This window comes from Rhizobium favelukesii, from assembly GCF_000577275.2.
GTDB classification, from domain to species: Bacteria; Pseudomonadota; Alphaproteobacteria; order Rhizobiales; family Rhizobiaceae; genus Rhizobium; species Rhizobium favelukesii.
Map to the genome: position 1 here is coordinate 1,587,540 of NZ_HG916855.1, position 14,309 is coordinate 1,601,848.

The following is a 14,309-nucleotide window of genomic DNA, read 5'->3' on the forward strand; positions in this document are numbered from 1 at the left end:
AGCGAGGGACAAGTCCTTTTCTGCGTCTGCATAAGCACTTGAAATTTCTGTGCGTGAGCTGAATATGTTCGATATTCGCAACAGGTGAAACACGTCCTATGTCCGTCGATATCGGCAATCGTCTCCGTCATTTAAGGATGACGCATAATCTCTCGCAGCGCGAGCTCGCCAAGCGCGCCGGCGTCACGAATTCGACGATCTCGTTGATTGAATCGAATTCCTCCAATCCTTCCGTCGGCGCGTTGAAGCGCATCCTTGATGGCATTCCGATCGGCCTGGCGGAATTCTTCGCCTTCGAACCGGAACGACCGCGAAAGGCGTTCTATGCGGCCGAGGAGCTCGTCGAGATCGGGAAGGGGGCAATCTCCTATCGGCAGATTGGCGAAAGTCTGTTCGGGCGCAGCCTGCAGATCCTGAAGGAGTGTTATCAGCCGGGCTCCGACACCGGCAAGGTTCCCCTCGTTCATGAGGGAGAAGAGGGCGGGATTGTCCTCTCCGGGCGACTTGAAGTGACGGTCGACGACGAGCGCCGGATCCTTGGGCCGGGCGACGCTTATTATTTCGAAAGCCGGAGACCGCATCGGTTCCGATGCGTCGGACCGGTCGCATGCGAGGTCATCAGTGCCTGTACGCCCCCGACGTTCTAGGCGCTGGGGTCGCCCTGTATCCTCGCCAGAACGCGATCAAGCGCCAGGATTAGGGCATCATGCCCTCCGTTTTTCTCAAAGTCGGACTGCACCTGTTCGTTCAGGCCGCCGTTTGTTGCGAACTCGCCGCTGAGCTCTTCGAGCGGAATGGTACTGGAGCGCAGCGCCGTCTGTGAAAGGCTGGCAAATAGCGGCGCGATATAGGCGCGCCCCTTGCCTTTGGCGAGGCCGCGCTGTTCCAGCCACGCCGCCGAGACGTCCATGATCCCGAGGACGGTGGACATCAGCGCGCTGGCTGCGGCCAAAAGGTCGTATTCCTCTTTGGTCTCGCATTCGACTGCCATGCCGAGAACGGAAAAGAGCGCCGCGACGTCAGGGTCCGGCGGGAAGACCGCTGTCACCCCTTCGCGATCCGCGACGAAAGGCAGCGGAATGGCCTGCACGAGGTGAACATCTGCGCCGATCCACTCCGAAAGCGTCTTGCTGCTCGTTGCCGCAATGACGCTGATAACGGGTTGCCCCTTTCGGAACGTCAGTCCATTCAGGGCGTCCTGCGCAATCTGTGGGCGCACCGCAAGGACAACCATGTCGCTGGCGTCGATGACAGCCTGATTGTCGGTGGCGATCGAGACCTCGGCAAAGTCAGCGGCCAGGCACTGCGCGATCTCGGCGTTGCGAGGCGAAATCGTCACTTGCGGGACGAACGCAGGTTTGGCTAGCAAGCCTCTGACCATTGCATCGGCAATGGCGCCGGTTCCGATGAAGCCGATCTTATCTACGGGCACCCCGTTTCTCCTCGCTAAGCAGTCAAGCGCGACCTAGGCCGCGCTCGTTCTTCGCATAGTGGATAGCGCTCCGTGATGCGGGTTGCAAGGCGATCTTACCGTCGCTGCAGTATAGGCAGCGGCTACTCCCGAGAGCGCATAGGTGCCAGCGACATGGATTGCGAATAGGCCTGTGGCGAACGGTTCCCGGGCATGTTTTCATCCAGTATGAGCGTCTTGACGTCGTCCGAACGGATGTCCAAGGCAATGATCCGCCTCCGCATATCGATCTGCCAAACGGCGTAACCAAGTTCCGGAGTGTAGCCGCAGTCACAGCCGCAAACGCCACCTACGATTGTTTTCGGCTCTGCTGGCAAATACATGATCTGCGGTTTCGGCAATTTATAACAATGCCCCTCGTAAGCATATCCATAAATCACGCCGATAGTTTTGATGTAAGCCTTATCCCCGGGGGATAGGATGTTGACATCAACGTAGAGTTCAGATCCGCCAGGTGCTGAAAGCGCTATCAACTCGTTCTTGTATCCACTTTTCAACTCTTCATATTTGCCCAGAAGTTTCTTAACCGCTTCGACACCGTTATCAAGATCCCTCAGGTTGGACTCTTCAAGCTCCTTCTGGATCATTGGGACTAGAGCTTCGTCGGGTATAGACACGACAATCTTCCCTAGTGCTGGGCGGCCATACAGCCGCACCTCGCCCGGATTGTAGGTCTCGTAGTCTGGGGCCCCCAACACTAGTCCGATGCCCACGCCTGGATTTCCGCAGCAGTCGCTCATTGTCCTCTCCTTTTAAGATCCTCTTGGATCGATAAATCCACGCCACGTAAAATTTTCTTCCAGCCGAGCGGCGGTCTCCTCCTCGGCCGAATCGAGAATTGCTCGTGTGGCCCGATGGAAGGTCAGGTTGGTTGAATCGAGTTTCTTCAACGATCCAGCGAGTGCCCGCCCGATCTCGTCGCGCGCAGTCATCAGCGCCAGTTTGAAGAACAGCGGCCGGGCGAGGAATGATTGTGTGGTGAGTTCTCGAAACCGGTCGAATTCATCCAGCGTTAGTTCCCGCAGGTCGACGTCGAGAAGGCGGCGGTCAGCGCAACCGTGTTCAACAAGGTTGCGATGATAAAGGTCAATGATACTATCGAAGACTGCCCCTACAAAGGGTAGCGCCCGATCGTGCGGCTCGCGCGTGACTTCTGACATGCGCCTGAAGTTGGTCGCCAGGCGTATCTGCGTCTCGGGGCTGGTTTCGGCGAAGCGGTTGAGTTCGTTGTAGAGCAGCAGATTTCCCCTTGTCCGCCGCAACAGGCGGTCGATGGCGGAATCGAAATGGAGGAAGGAGATCAGGGACACGCAGTCGGAAAAGCCTTCCGAGAAGGGAAAGAAGTCGCTTTCGCGCGACGCGCCAAGGGGAACGCCCATCTCCGAGAAGATGATGAGATGGCCGAGTTCGTGGGCGATCGCGTCGAAATTCAGAGCGTAAGGTCTTGGTGAGCCGCCGGCATGCGAGCAACCAAGCTCCAGAAAGCCATAGCCTGCCTGGGCATTGTCCCATTCGACGAAGGGAACGATCTCCAGTTTGGGAATCGTGCCATCGAAGAACCAGCGGATCGGGTGGCCAATATAGCTCTGCCAGATGTCGAGCACACGATGGATGCAGGCATAGGCGTGCACGCCGAGATAAGGTCGCGATCGCGGGTCGAGGCCGTCGAAATGACGGTCGGGCCCTGCCTGGACCGGCGGACGGCGGATCCCCTCAAAGGGCGGCAGGCGCGACATGCCGTAGGGCTGCTTGCTGTAGAGCGGATCAGCCACATACATCAGGGCATCGCTCGGTCCTTCATTGATCTGATCGGGAAGAATTGAAAGCCAGACGCGATCTGGTTGCTCATAACCCGGGATGAAGGGCGGCTGAGGAAAAATCCAGAACCGTGTCCCTGTGCCGGCCTCCGCAGGGGCCAGCGCAACATCCGGGTGCAAATCCATGTTGGCCTCGCCCTATCGGTCGAAACAACTTTACGTTTTATTAGTATGTATTAATTAATTGTATGTCAATATTGGCTGCTTCGAGATCGCGAATGAAAGTATTCGTTGCAACCCAGGTGTTGATCGGGCGGCGACCGCCAAATTCCGCCGCCAATTGGGGCGCAAGTTTCAGTGCCAGCGATGCGTCAAGGCCCTTCTGTCGAATAAGTTGCTGACGCAATCTACTGATTTCTTCGCGCCGCCAACCTTCCGCGCGAAGTATCCTATCAAAGGATCGGTCTCGAAAATTCATTCGCCGCGCGGTTGTGGATAGACTATCGCGTTGAGCCGCGCTTATGTGGCCGAGCCGCTTCAGATTGGAAAACGTCCTTTGAAGATCGATCAAGGCGTCTGTCACGGGTGGGAAGCCAAGTTCGGCCGGTCCCGATTGGACGGCGACGGCATCGTCCGGGGCCAGTATCCAGCGCCTGTAATACCTAAAGACCAGCCCCACGCCGATCATACCGTATGGACCCAGTTCCGCTGCCCGAAGCGCTCCCATGCTTGCGGCTCCGATCACCACGATCCCCTGCGCCAGCGCCCACAGGATTTCCTTATGCCGGACAGACGGACGATCTTCGAAATGTCCATCGATGATGACCATCGCTTTGGGGCGAAATGCATGAGCGGCAAGCAGTATGTCGCCCTGTGCGACCGGCTGAAGGTAGATTGCGTCGAGCGCAGCTTGGGCTTCCGGCAGTCGCAGCGTCGGGCCTAGAAAAACCAATATCGGACCTGCTTGATCGCTGGCACTCATCCTGGTCTCCTAGCGCACGATCGAAAATGGGCGGCCGCGAGGCATCAAGATCCTGGCGCAGCGAACGGGACCGTCGCAATTCGAACCCAGCGGAACTGCAAGAACAGGACCAAGCGCGGCATCGATGACGCAATCAAGCATCTCCTGGAGCGTGGAAACCGGCCGGATTTCCGCAACTGGCGAGAAAGACGCCGGATTGAGAATGAGTTGGCGCGCCTTTGCAATAACGCGGTCAACACGCTTGTGATAGTGCCCCGCCGTCTGGTCGTCACGGGCGCCTGATATGGCTCCTGCTCGGGTCGCCAACGCCTCAAGCAAGGCATTTTCCGCCGCCTGGTGAAGGTTTTGCCCGGCGCAATAACCTTCTGTCGGCAGTGCAAGAACGGGATGCCTGGCGCCGATTTCGATCGTCTGGCACCAGACGACGGCAATTCCGGTCGGGGAGGGGGCAAGCCAGAACCCGGCCGATATAGCGCGTTCTGCGAGACGTTCGATCCGGCGATTGACAGCCGGGCCAAGGCTCCCGGGAGCAAGTCGGTGTCTGTCGAAGAAGCCGTGTGTGTCGAACGCTCTGGCAATCGCATCGCGCTCTATGCACTCGAAGAGCGCGTGCGCTGCCGCTTGATGCGATGTTGAATGGCACGCGAGGCCGGTGGTGGTACGAAGGAACAGCCCATCGAAGTCCGGTGGCGGATCGGTGTAGCGTGTATGCACGAGTTCGAGAGGAACCATCTGCCTCGATCCGGAGTGAAGGTCATAGGCTGCAATCCAAAGCGTTGGTGTTCGCCGCCAAGCAGCGTTTGTGCTGTTGACAAGCTGAGTGTCGAACAGTCCCTCTGGGATGGCGAGCTCATCCGCACTTGCAAGAACAGCGCTCTTGGCCGGAAGCAGCTCGGCGTAGTAGCGCTCAAGCGCCTCCATGATCGCTCCGATCGCGGCATGTGGGATGGAACGACCTCGGCCAAGGGAGGTCACTTCTGAAAGGGCGCTTGGGCGGATCGTTTGAACCGCGGGAAGCGCCAATCGATCGAGGCCGGTGAGGTCGGCGATGCGTGTTATGCCCGCGTGCCTACAAATTGGCAGGAGCTCGCGCAGGTATATGCCGGGATCGTCCTGCGCCTCCTGGGCAAGCGGTGAACAGAGGTGGACGGTGACCTCTTCCGCAAACGCGCCGAGGAGTTCGTTGTCTGACGTGCCGTAAGTGGGCTCACCGCTCGACGACAAGGCCAAGGTCCTCGATCGACTGGTTGATTTTCTGCTGGAGTGCGACCGCTCCCTGCGTCTGGGCAGTCTCCGCGGCAACCCGCAGATCCTCGACGACAAGATTTCGCATCGCGCCGGTGCGGGCACGCAGCATGGCGCGAACCCGGTACAGCTCGGCCAGCCAATAGGCGTGACCCGTTTCTCGTGCTTTGAGGATCGCCTGGCTGGCGACCTCGATGGCGCGATCGACCTTGCCGAGAAGGCCCAGCATTGCGGCCTGCATCGATAGATAGATCGGCAGGTCGATCACCGCGCCGAGTTCCGCTAGAAGATCAAACCCCTTGCAGAACCTTTCATAGCCCCCTTTAAGGTTTCCAAGATGGGCCTCGGCCCAGCCGCCGAAAAGAAGCGAAAGTCCAGCCAAAGACTGCATTTCGTGTTGTCTCGCAAATTCAGACATCTCTTCCGCAACGCTTCTCAAGCGTTTGTAATCATTGCGATAGAAGGCAGAGACAGCTTCCGTGTCGAGAGAGTGTGCCTTGCTCGGCAGGTGGGAAATCTCGTTTACGAACCGGATCATATCCTGAAGTGCATGGTCCGATTCATGCGTTTGGCCTGTCAGCCACAGCGAGAGAGCCAGTTGGCCCAGTCCACAGACACGTGCATCGTGACCACCGTAAATCGTCCGTGCTTCTGTCGCCCTTGGTGTGTCGTAGAGAGCCAGCCCTTCCCGGATTGCATTCTGCGTTTCTCGGTGACGTCCAAGGTTGAAGTCGATAGCCCAGATGCAATGCTTCATCTGCAAGCGTATTTCGGGGTCCTGTATCCCTGCCAACATGACCTGCACTTCCATCGCGCGCTCATGCATCGTCAGAAAATCGGCTCCCGTCAGCCACCAACCCCAGTAGATCGGAAACCATCGCGACTTCTCTTCCAGCGGCAGGCGATTGGCGATCTCCACTCCGTCTTCGTAGAGCTTTCGCGCCGGCGGGAAATTCAGGCCGACCGCCCCGGTGAGCACTGGTCCCAGCGCGGTTACAGCTGTCAGACGAAGTCGATCAACCCGGTCGACGACCTCCAGACCGTCGCAGATTGAGAGGGCATGTTCGAGATGGTGGCGGGCTTCGACCAAAGCGGAGCGACGCGCAGCCTCCTGGCCGGCCCTGATGAACAGTTGCGCGGCCGTTTCCTTGAGACCGGCACGCTCCGCATGCTCGGCACGGGAACCGACATCGATCCACGGTGCAATTGCGGGGTCTTCGCTGACAGCGTCGAAGAGGCGCCGATGAAGGGCTTGGCTCTGCCGTCGCAGCAACAGCTTGTAGATTGTCTCCTGGATCAATGCGTGGCGAAAACCATAGGTAGTGGTTCCGCCAGCTCGCACATGTGTTACGAAACCCGTATCGCACAGCGTATCCGCCGCGTTCGCCAGCGCCTTCTTGCCATAGTCCGGGAGCAGCCTCTGAAGAAGCGGCAAGGTGAAGCGGGAGCCGGCAACGGCGCCGGCGCGTGCCACATCCCTGATCGGGCCAAGTTGACCGAGCCGCGCTTCGAGAATCTCTTCAAATGCCGAAATATGGGTTGTCGATGCCGTCTCCGGCATCGTGACATTGTCGGCGATCTTGGTGTCGGATACCCACTGGCATATCTGCTCGATAAAGAGCGGCACGCCCCCACATATTCGCTCCGTTACCTCAACCAGCTCTGAAAACTCGGCTTGTCGGTGCTGCGGCCAGTTGCGCTCGATCGCCCGCCTCGTTTCGTCCGGATCGAGCGGTTGCAGAGACAATCGAGATGGATTGGCGTCTTCAGGCCATTCCGTCGTCGGCTCCGGACGTGTGGTCGCGATGAGAAGAAGCCGAAGCCGCGAGATGACGCGGGCCGCCTCCATCAGAAACTCCCGCGAGGTCGGGTCAATCCAGTGAATGTCCTCGACGACCATAAGGACCGGCCCACTCTCGCATAAAGCCTGCAGGGCCCGTGGAATTGCTTGTCGTGCTCTGTCCCGTATGAGTTTGGGATTGCTGCCTGCGAGATTTTCACTACGCCCTTCGGCACCGAGGAGATGGGCAAAGATCTCGATGATGTCGTCTTCCCGTATGCCGTGGCGCCGGAAGCGGGCGGCGACCGTGGCTGCCCTCAATTTCGACTGTCCACCCGTTTCGGGCATGCCGGTGAGGCTGTTGACCAAGGGGTGGAGCGTCGAATGGAAGCCACCAGGCACGCATTGGAAGAAGAAGGATTTCGATCGCTCCGCGCGCGTTTGTCTGCGGAACTCATGCAGGAGACGCGATTTTCCGATCCCAGCCTCTCCCTCGACGACGACCGTCTGCCCATTCCCGGCCACGACGCTTTTCCACGCTTTCGAAAGTGCGTCCAGCTCGGTTGCGCGACCCACAAAGGGGCTGCCGAGCCTTCCGAACGCATAGAATCTGTCCACTTCATTTTTGTGGCCAAGCGCGCGCCATGCTCTTTCAGGCCCCTCGAATCCCTTCAGATTCCAGATGCCCTCGAACGAAAACGCGTGCGAGCGCCCCGCCAGCCTGCAGGTTTCGTCTGACACGAAGACGGTGTTGGGAGCAGCGACCGTCTCAAGCCGCGTGGCCAGAGCAAGCGCCACGCCGACAACGGGCTCATGGCTCCAGCTTTGTTCTTTAAGTCCCTGAATAAGCGCAACAGACGTGGCAATGCCGACGCGCACCTGCAGATCGGCACGACCGGCGGCCTGGCCAACGTGCCTGCAGGTTTCGATGATTTGCAAGCCGGCACGAATAGCGAGGGAAGCGGCATCCCGCGCTCCAAGATCGATCGGAAATAAGGCGAGGCCTCCGTCACCGGCCTCCACCCGAAGCACGCCTGAATGCTCTACGATCGATTTGTTCGCGGCTGCCTGAAACGCCGATATCAGCTCGCGGTAATCTTCCAGGTCCATGCGGTGGAAGAGTTCGGTTGAATCGACCAGATCGTAGCAAAGTGCGGTAACGATCCGGCGCTCGACCGCACTGGTTGCAACTTGGGCTTTCCTCCGGCCGCTCTTAACCGGTGGTTTCGTGGCGCCATTCGGATCGTCGTCCTGCATCGCGCTTCCCCCAGGCCGCTAGCCCAAAGCTGCCATGCCCGTAAGGCTAACACATTCTTAACGCGTTGCGAGGGTATCGTTGTATTGACGCCCCATGCCTTTGGTAGGGGAGCTACGGTGTCGCACGCTAGGGCAGATCTCCTCTCTTGCAGGCGTTGCTGCGAGACCCCAATTCAAGGCAGGTTGCGTGCTCGTCGCCCGCGCGGAGGCTAGCCATTGCTCGAAAAGCTGATCGGTGAATACGGCCTCCTGGCCGTTTTTCTTGGCGCTGCTGTTGAAGGCGAAACGGCAGCATTTCTGGGTGGGATCTTCGCCCATCGGCAGCTCATTCCATACTGGCAGGTCGCGCTGGCTGCATGTCTCGGATCGTTTGCCGCAGACGAGTTCTTCTTCCTGTTGGGTCGCTATGCCACGAAGTGGTCCTATGTTCAGAAACAGCTTGGATCGGAACCGATTGCGCGGGTGACGCGACTGCTCGAAGCGCATCCGACCGGCTTCATTCTGGCCTTTCGCTTCATCTACGGCATCCGAACGATCAGCCCCGTTGCGATCGGCATCTCGAGTGTCTCGGCGCGCAGGTTTGTCATACTCAATGCGTTTGCCGCGCTGATTTGGGGCTTCTTGATAACCGCGATTGGTTTCGTTGCCGGATGTGCGGTTGAAGCATTGCTAGGGCGGCTGCAGCTTCACCTGCATTTGCTGACCGCGCTGGCCTTTGTCGCCATCCTTGTTCCGGTCAGTGCCTATGCTTTCAGGCGAGAAATGGCGAGACGGACCGCTCGCCTGGGCAGGCGAGCAGCATGATGGCATGGGCAACGCCAACGCAACTATCGCGGACACAGGCGAACCTGCGTCACTTTTCAGGTGAGTGGCCGAGGGTCGTGAATCGATCGGATCGGCTTGCTCGGATTCGATTGAATCGATTTGCAAATCGATTTTCTATTTCCTTGGCCGCTTTCCGGTACCGATCTCAACCTCACAAACCGTATAAGGCGCTACCGGCGGTCAAGGAACACGTTCCGACCTTCCGCCGCCCTTATCAGCACTGGGCCGCAGCCGAGATCGAGGTGAAGGGCGGAGCGAGCTCAAACCTCGAATGTGTTCGCAGGCGGGCGAACCAAACACCGGTAATGGCAATCTTGAGAACCCAAAGAAACATCTATTGCGACTAGCTGGTAGCTGGCGTTCTGTGGGAGAATGCCTATGTTTCGGATAGTTTTGAAATAATAAGGTCCTCATTTTTGCTTCTCGAAATTTCAATCGTTGCCATTCTCACGATCTTGAACGGCGTTCTCGCCATGTCCGAGCTCGCGGTCGTATCCTCGCGGCCGGCTCGTCTCAAAGTACTCGCCGATCAGGGAAGCCGCGGGGCCGCTATGGCCATCCGGCTAGGTGAGGACCCCGGACGTCTTCTATCCACCGTTCAGATCGGCATTACCCTCGTTGGCGTCTTGTCCGGCGCATTCTCGGGCGCGACGCTTGGTGCGCGACTGGCCGGCTGGCTAGGCACACACGGCTTGTCACAGACAGCCGCCGATGCGCTCGGGGTCGGCTCGGTCGTCGTTGCGATCACATACTTGTCGTTGATTGTCGGCGAGCTGGTGCCGAAGCAGATCGCTCTTCGCGCACCGGAAGCCGTTGCCAGCAGGGTCGCCCCGGCGATGGTGTTTTTGTCCCGCCTGGCCGCGCCGCTCGTCTGGCTGCTTGACACGTCCGGTCGCACCATCCTTCGACTTCTCGGGCAGTCGGGCAAGTCCGGTGACGTCGTCACCGATGAAGAAATCAAGACTGTGCTCGCCGAAGCGCACAGCGCAGGCGTGATCGAGACGGAAGAGTCGGCGATGATCTCTGGTGTCATGCGCCTGGCAGATCGAAGTGCCAGAGCCTTGATGACGCCGCGCCGCGATGTAGAGGTGATCGATGTGGAGGATGGCTTTGCAGAGATCCGGGACCAGCTCCGTCGGAGCGCGCAGGCACGGTTGCCGGTGCGCAAGAACAGCTCCGACGAGATCATCGGCGTGCTCTTGACCAAGGACTTCTACGATGCGCTTGCGTCGTCCGGTCATGTCGACATTGCCACCCTTGCCCGCGAGGTACCGATCGTATCAGACTTGTCGGGTGCCCTAGACGTCATTCAGGCCATTCGTCGTTCACCCTGCCACATGGTGCTGGTCTATGACGAATACGGCCACTTCGAAGGCGTGATCACCTCCGGCGACATCCTGGAGGCGATCATGGGCGCGGTCCAGGAAGACTCGATTGGAGAGAAGGCGATCGTACGCCGCCACGACGGCAGCTATCTTGTGTCCGGCTGGACGCCGATCGACGAGTTTGCGGATTTCATGGGGTTCCAGGTTGATGACGACAGGGACTACCAGACGGTGGCGGGTCTCGTGCTGGAGGAAATGAAGCACCTGCCGGAGGTTGGCGAGAGTTTTGCGATGAACGGTTGGCGATTCGAGGTCGTCGATCTTGATGGGCGCAGAATCGACAAGCTTCTTTTGACGGCTGACGTGTCTCCTGACGAGGGGGGAAGCCGAACACTGCAGTGAGGTTGGAGGGCAGCTGCCCGTCCTGTTTGCCGGGGAACCTTCACGTGGAAAGGGAGTTCACCCTTTCAGACATATGGAGGTAGCTATGAAAGCTCTCGTAACAGCTGCAACGGCAGCGCTTATGCTAACCGGTACGGCTATGGCCCAGACCACGGTTGTGACCGTGCCTGGCGAGGTGAGAACCTATATAACTGAACAGCAGGTCCCATCCGTTGTTTACGATGGCGATATCGTCGTGGGAAGTGAGCTGCCGTCCTCAGTCGAAATCCACACGATCCCCAGCAATGATGCATACGGTTACACGGTGGTGAACAAGAAGCGCGTAATCGTCGATCCGCATACGCACCGCGTAATCGAAGTGATCAATTAATCAATCGGTTTGCTTTGACAGCTGAGGTTGTGCTTGCATTTGGACACATCGACCTGACGCTACGGAACCTGAGGAGGTCGATGTGACCGTGTGCACGGGCAAATCGCATGCGCGCCTCTGGCCACCGGCACTATGCAGAGGCGCGTGTTTCCTTTCGGCTTAGAATCCACAGAAGATATGGCCCTCCAATCAGGGCGGCGAACAGTCCGACCGGAACCTGATACGGATAAATGATGATCCGTGATAGCCCGTCGGCTAGGACAAGCAGGCAGGCGCCGATCAGCATGGTTGCGAGCAAATGATCGCGGCTACGGTGAAAACCGATCAGCCTGGACAATTGGGGCGCGATCAATCCCGTAAGGCTAAGTGGCCCAATGAGGAAAGAAGAGATCGCCGTCATGAGCGACGCGAGTACGGCAAGCAGCGGACGCGTTGGGGTAACGCTCATTCCGACACTGCGTGCCGCCCCGGCGCCAAGTGGCAAGATGGTCAACCAGTGCGTCATCAGGAAGAGCGGCGCTGTCAGAATAGAATGCGAAGTGATCGCGGTCCAGGCCTCCAAAGCGCCGGCGCGGTTTGTCGAACCGGATAGCCAGGTCAGCAGGATGTAACTGCGCAATGTCGGCCTGCGCGAGCACCATGCCTATGATTGCAAGGAAGCTGATGGCGACGCCTGCAAGCAAGAGCGCCTCAGGCGACATCCCGGCTCGCCGGGCAATGACGATCATGGCCAGAAATGAGGCGAGTGCTCCGAGGGCCATACCGGCGATCATGATCGGCGGCGAAGGGAAGGCGAAAATGAATACCGTCACTGTCAGTCGTCCCGGCGCCAGAGGAGACACCGAGCACTTCAGGGCTTGCCAGCGGATTGCCGGTCACCCGTTGGATGATGAAGCCAGCATCGCAGCAGCTCCGGCTGCAATGACAGTTCGCGGCAGCCTGAACGGCAGAAGATCTGAACGCAGCGATCCAACGGCAATTTACCAGCCGCCATCGGTCGGGCCGACAGGAAGAACGGCCGCGAGCATAGCCAAGAAGAGAGCGCAGAAAAGCAGGAGTGCCAGCGATGGTCGCGATACGCGTCGCAGAGCTCCAGGCGATTTTGCGGTGATAGCCGAGGGGCCATGGACGCGTGGCAGCAGGAACAAAAGGAGCGGGCCGCCAATGAGCGCGGTGGCTGCTCCTGTCGGCGCAAGGTCGGAAAAGCCGGGGACAACAGTTGCGTCAGGCACCACCCCTGCTCATAGGCCCGCCGGTCGCCTGCCAGGCGCCAACTCGAATAAGGTGAGCGATTAAGTCAAATTTAATGGTCGGGCTTGGTCTGATCTGCGGCGATTGAACGATTTTGGGCAATTCCAAAATTTGTGGGCAAATCTTTGTGAAATGCATCACTCGCACTTCGACCGTTTCCAGCGCGCCGGTGTCGTTCCGACATATTTGCGGAAGACGCGCGTGAAGTGCCTGGTCGGAAAGCCTGTTTCCACTGCGATGGCAGTGAGGCCTTGATCGCTATCGCGCAGCAGCTGTTTGGCAAGCTCAAGCCTGGCGTTCATTTGCCAACATGTGGCGTTACGCCGGTGGAGGCCTTGACCGAGTGGCTGAAATGCGACTGGGACAGCCCCGTCAGTTCGGCCAGTTCCTGGAGACGGATATTGCGCCCGGAGTGCTCCTGCATGAACTCGCTGGCGCGGCGCAACTGCGCTTGGCTATCAAGTCCTGATGCGTCCCCGCGCCACGACGGCCCGCTCGGGGCCGAACGCCGACGACGCGAATACCTTTCTTGACGAGCGTTGCGGCGTTAGACTGGCGTGCCGACCGTGGCAGCGACCCGTAACCTGGACGCAGGGTGCTGATTGAGAGTCGGGCGAGGGAGGCATGATGACTGCGAAGACGACCATGATGTTCGCGCTTGCTGCTCTCGCGATCTCGGCGGCCAAGGCACTCTCTATGGAGGCGCAATACGAGTGCGCAACCGGCACGCGTCTTCATGCAGCCTTTCATCGCATGACGCTTCGCCCGGCAGTGTCGTGCTCGCCTTTTTGGGGCGCATCGGGCGAGATCAGACTGCCGCAGCTCGCCTCAGCCGATGGTGGCCGCTATGCCGACAACGATATGGAGTTCTGGATCCAGGGCAATGAAGCCACCCTGACCGTCGGCGGGAAGAGCGAAACATGTCATACCAATTGAGCGTGTTGGGTAGGGCTGGGAAGTCCGTTCACAACGCAAATTTACCAAGCAACGTCATTTGAACGAAAATCCAGGAAAGGAGGCAATCGTGAGTCTCAGGCCGCCACGATCACTCTCAGGGCAGTCGAGCGCCGGGTTAAATCCCTTGGAATACGAGCTTGCCTCCGCGCGGGCGGACGCCCTGGGTCGCCAGGGTCGCAAGATGGAAGCCGCGTTGGCCAGGCTTGCATCGTGGTCGCCGGAAAACAATCACAAGACTGACCGGCAAACCCTCCTCGATGAGGCCTCCGACGCCGTCTGGGCATTGTTTATCCAGCGCGAGATCTGCGGGCTCCACAATGATAAGGATGTCATCAAGCGGTATCAGATTCCAGGTGAGGTTCTCGCAAGGCTCGGCGCGACACGCAAGTGACGGCGAAACGATCGTGTAAGCAAGACGATAGACATAGCGGCCGCTTGTCGAAAGTCTCGAAGTGGGGAGGAGCCCATTACAGGCGACGCTCATCCAGGGCGAAGAAATGGCCGCTACTATCCCATGGTCTTCGCGCAGGAGCAGCCCGTCATCCGGAACACTTTTAAATCGTCCCGCCCAGTTCCTTGTGGTCCGCCCGCGACAGCCACCTGGCGCAAGCGCCGCTGGAGGTGCTGTAGATCATTGAATTTGCTGAAACCGCGATGGGAGGTCGCAAATTTCCTCGACTCCGAGCG

At 58.9% G+C, this 14,309-nt stretch carries 15 protein-coding genes and 1 pseudogene; 6 read left to right on the forward strand and 10 right to left on the reverse strand.

Annotated elements, in window-relative coordinates:
• The first annotated feature begins 98 nt into the window (after positions 1 to 98).
• The gene (locus LPU83_RS71015) at positions 99 to 647 is read left to right on the forward strand and encodes a cupin domain-containing protein (protein WP_040680992.1); all 549 of its coding nucleotides are present in this window, start codon (positions 99 to 101) and stop codon (positions 645 to 647) included.
• Here LPU83_RS71015 and LPU83_RS71020 read toward each other — a convergent pair.
• From LPU83_RS71020 to LPU83_RS71045, 6 genes are all read right to left on the reverse strand, one after another.
• Entirely contained in the window at positions 644 to 1,432 is a 789-nt protein-coding gene (locus LPU83_RS71020) for a pyrroline-5-carboxylate reductase (RefSeq protein WP_024318531.1), read from the reverse strand. The two genes, LPU83_RS71015 and LPU83_RS71020, sit on opposite strands and share 4 nt — an antisense overlap.
• Before the next feature lie 122 nt (positions 1,433 to 1,554).
• A complete protein-coding gene (locus tag LPU83_RS71025; protein WP_024318530.1) occupies positions 1,555 to 2,211 on the reverse strand; it encodes a hypothetical protein in 657 nt (218 codons plus the stop codon).
• Between the two features lie 12 nt (positions 2,212 to 2,223).
• Positions 2,224 to 3,414, reverse strand: coding sequence for a gluzincin family metallopeptidase (locus LPU83_RS71030; RefSeq protein ID WP_024318529.1), 1,191 nt, complete (start codon positions 3,412 to 3,414; stop codon positions 2,224 to 2,226).
• Between the two features lie 40 nt (positions 3,415 to 3,454).
• The gene (locus LPU83_RS71035; protein ID WP_024318528.1) at positions 3,455 to 4,210 is read right to left on the reverse strand and encodes a TfuA-like protein; all 756 of its coding nucleotides are present in this window, start codon (positions 4,208 to 4,210) and stop codon (positions 3,455 to 3,457) included.
• Between the two features lie 9 nt (positions 4,211 to 4,219).
• Positions 4,220 to 5,434, reverse strand: a complete 1,215-nt coding sequence (locus LPU83_RS71040) for a YcaO-like family protein (protein WP_029710473.1) — start codon at positions 5,432 to 5,434, stop codon at positions 4,220 to 4,222.
• Entirely contained in the window at positions 5,418 to 8,492 is a 3,075-nt protein-coding gene (locus tag LPU83_RS71045; protein ID WP_024318526.1) for an AAA family ATPase, read from the reverse strand. Before LPU83_RS71045 ends, LPU83_RS71040 begins: the two co-directional genes overlap by 17 nt.
• 216 nt (positions 8,493 to 8,708) lie before the next feature.
• Here LPU83_RS71045 and LPU83_RS71050 point away from each other — a divergent pair, with 216 nt between their 5' ends.
• The 3 genes from LPU83_RS71050 to LPU83_RS71060 all read left to right on the forward strand — a co-directional run bounded on the left by LPU83_RS71050 (position 8,709) and on the right by LPU83_RS71060 (position 11,414).
• Entirely contained in the window at positions 8,709 to 9,296 is a 588-nt protein-coding gene (locus tag LPU83_RS71050; protein ID WP_024318525.1) for a DedA family protein, read from the forward strand.
• Between the two features lie 437 nt (positions 9,297 to 9,733).
• Positions 9,734 to 11,044 (forward strand): hemolysin family protein, encoded by a 1,311-nt coding sequence (locus tag LPU83_RS71055; protein ID WP_040680993.1) that lies wholly within the window; start codon positions 9,734 to 9,736, stop codon positions 11,042 to 11,044.
• A gap of 85 nt (positions 11,045 to 11,129) precedes the next feature.
• Positions 11,130 to 11,414, forward strand: a complete 285-nt coding sequence (locus LPU83_RS71060) for a DUF1236 domain-containing protein (protein WP_024318523.1) — start codon at positions 11,130 to 11,132, stop codon at positions 11,412 to 11,414.
• A gap of 130 nt (positions 11,415 to 11,544) precedes the next feature.
• Here the strand turns inward: LPU83_RS71060 and LPU83_RS75545 are convergent, their stop codons facing one another.
• The 4 genes and pseudogenes from LPU83_RS75545 to LPU83_RS71070 all read right to left on the reverse strand — a co-directional run.
• Positions 11,545 to 12,033: an iron chelate uptake ABC transporter family permease subunit gene (locus LPU83_RS75545; protein WP_309475137.1), complete on the reverse strand. Its 489-nt coding sequence runs from the start codon at positions 12,031 to 12,033 to the stop codon at positions 11,545 to 11,547.
• Positions 12,034 to 12,104: 71 nt separating this feature from the next.
• Positions 12,105 to 12,293 (reverse strand): hypothetical protein, encoded by a 189-nt coding sequence (locus LPU83_RS75550; protein ID WP_309475138.1) that lies wholly within the window; start codon positions 12,291 to 12,293, stop codon positions 12,105 to 12,107.
• A 101-nt stretch (positions 12,294 to 12,394) separates the two neighbouring features.
• Positions 12,395 to 12,646 carry a hypothetical protein gene (locus LPU83_RS75555; protein ID WP_309475139.1) on the reverse strand — a complete coding sequence of 84 codons (252 nt, stop codon included), beginning with the start codon at positions 12,644 to 12,646 and terminating at the stop codon, positions 12,395 to 12,397.
• 156 nt (positions 12,647 to 12,802) lie between these two features.
• Positions 12,803 to 13,113 (reverse strand): annotated as a pseudogene (locus LPU83_RS71070) (helix-turn-helix domain-containing protein); the annotation flags it as partial.
• Positions 13,114 to 13,292: 179 nt separating this feature from the next.
• On the opposite strand from LPU83_RS71070, the gene LPU83_RS71075 reads away from it, so the two are divergent.
• Positions 13,293 to 13,601, forward strand: a complete 309-nt coding sequence (locus LPU83_RS71075) for an MliC family protein (RefSeq protein WP_024318519.1) — start codon at positions 13,293 to 13,295, stop codon at positions 13,599 to 13,601.
• Positions 13,602 to 13,689: 88 nt separating this feature from the next.
• Positions 13,690 to 14,013: a DUF6665 family protein gene (locus LPU83_RS71080; RefSeq protein WP_024318518.1), complete on the forward strand. Its 324-nt coding sequence runs from the start codon at positions 13,690 to 13,692 to the stop codon at positions 14,011 to 14,013.
• The last annotated feature ends 296 nt before the right edge of the window (positions 14,014 to 14,309 follow it).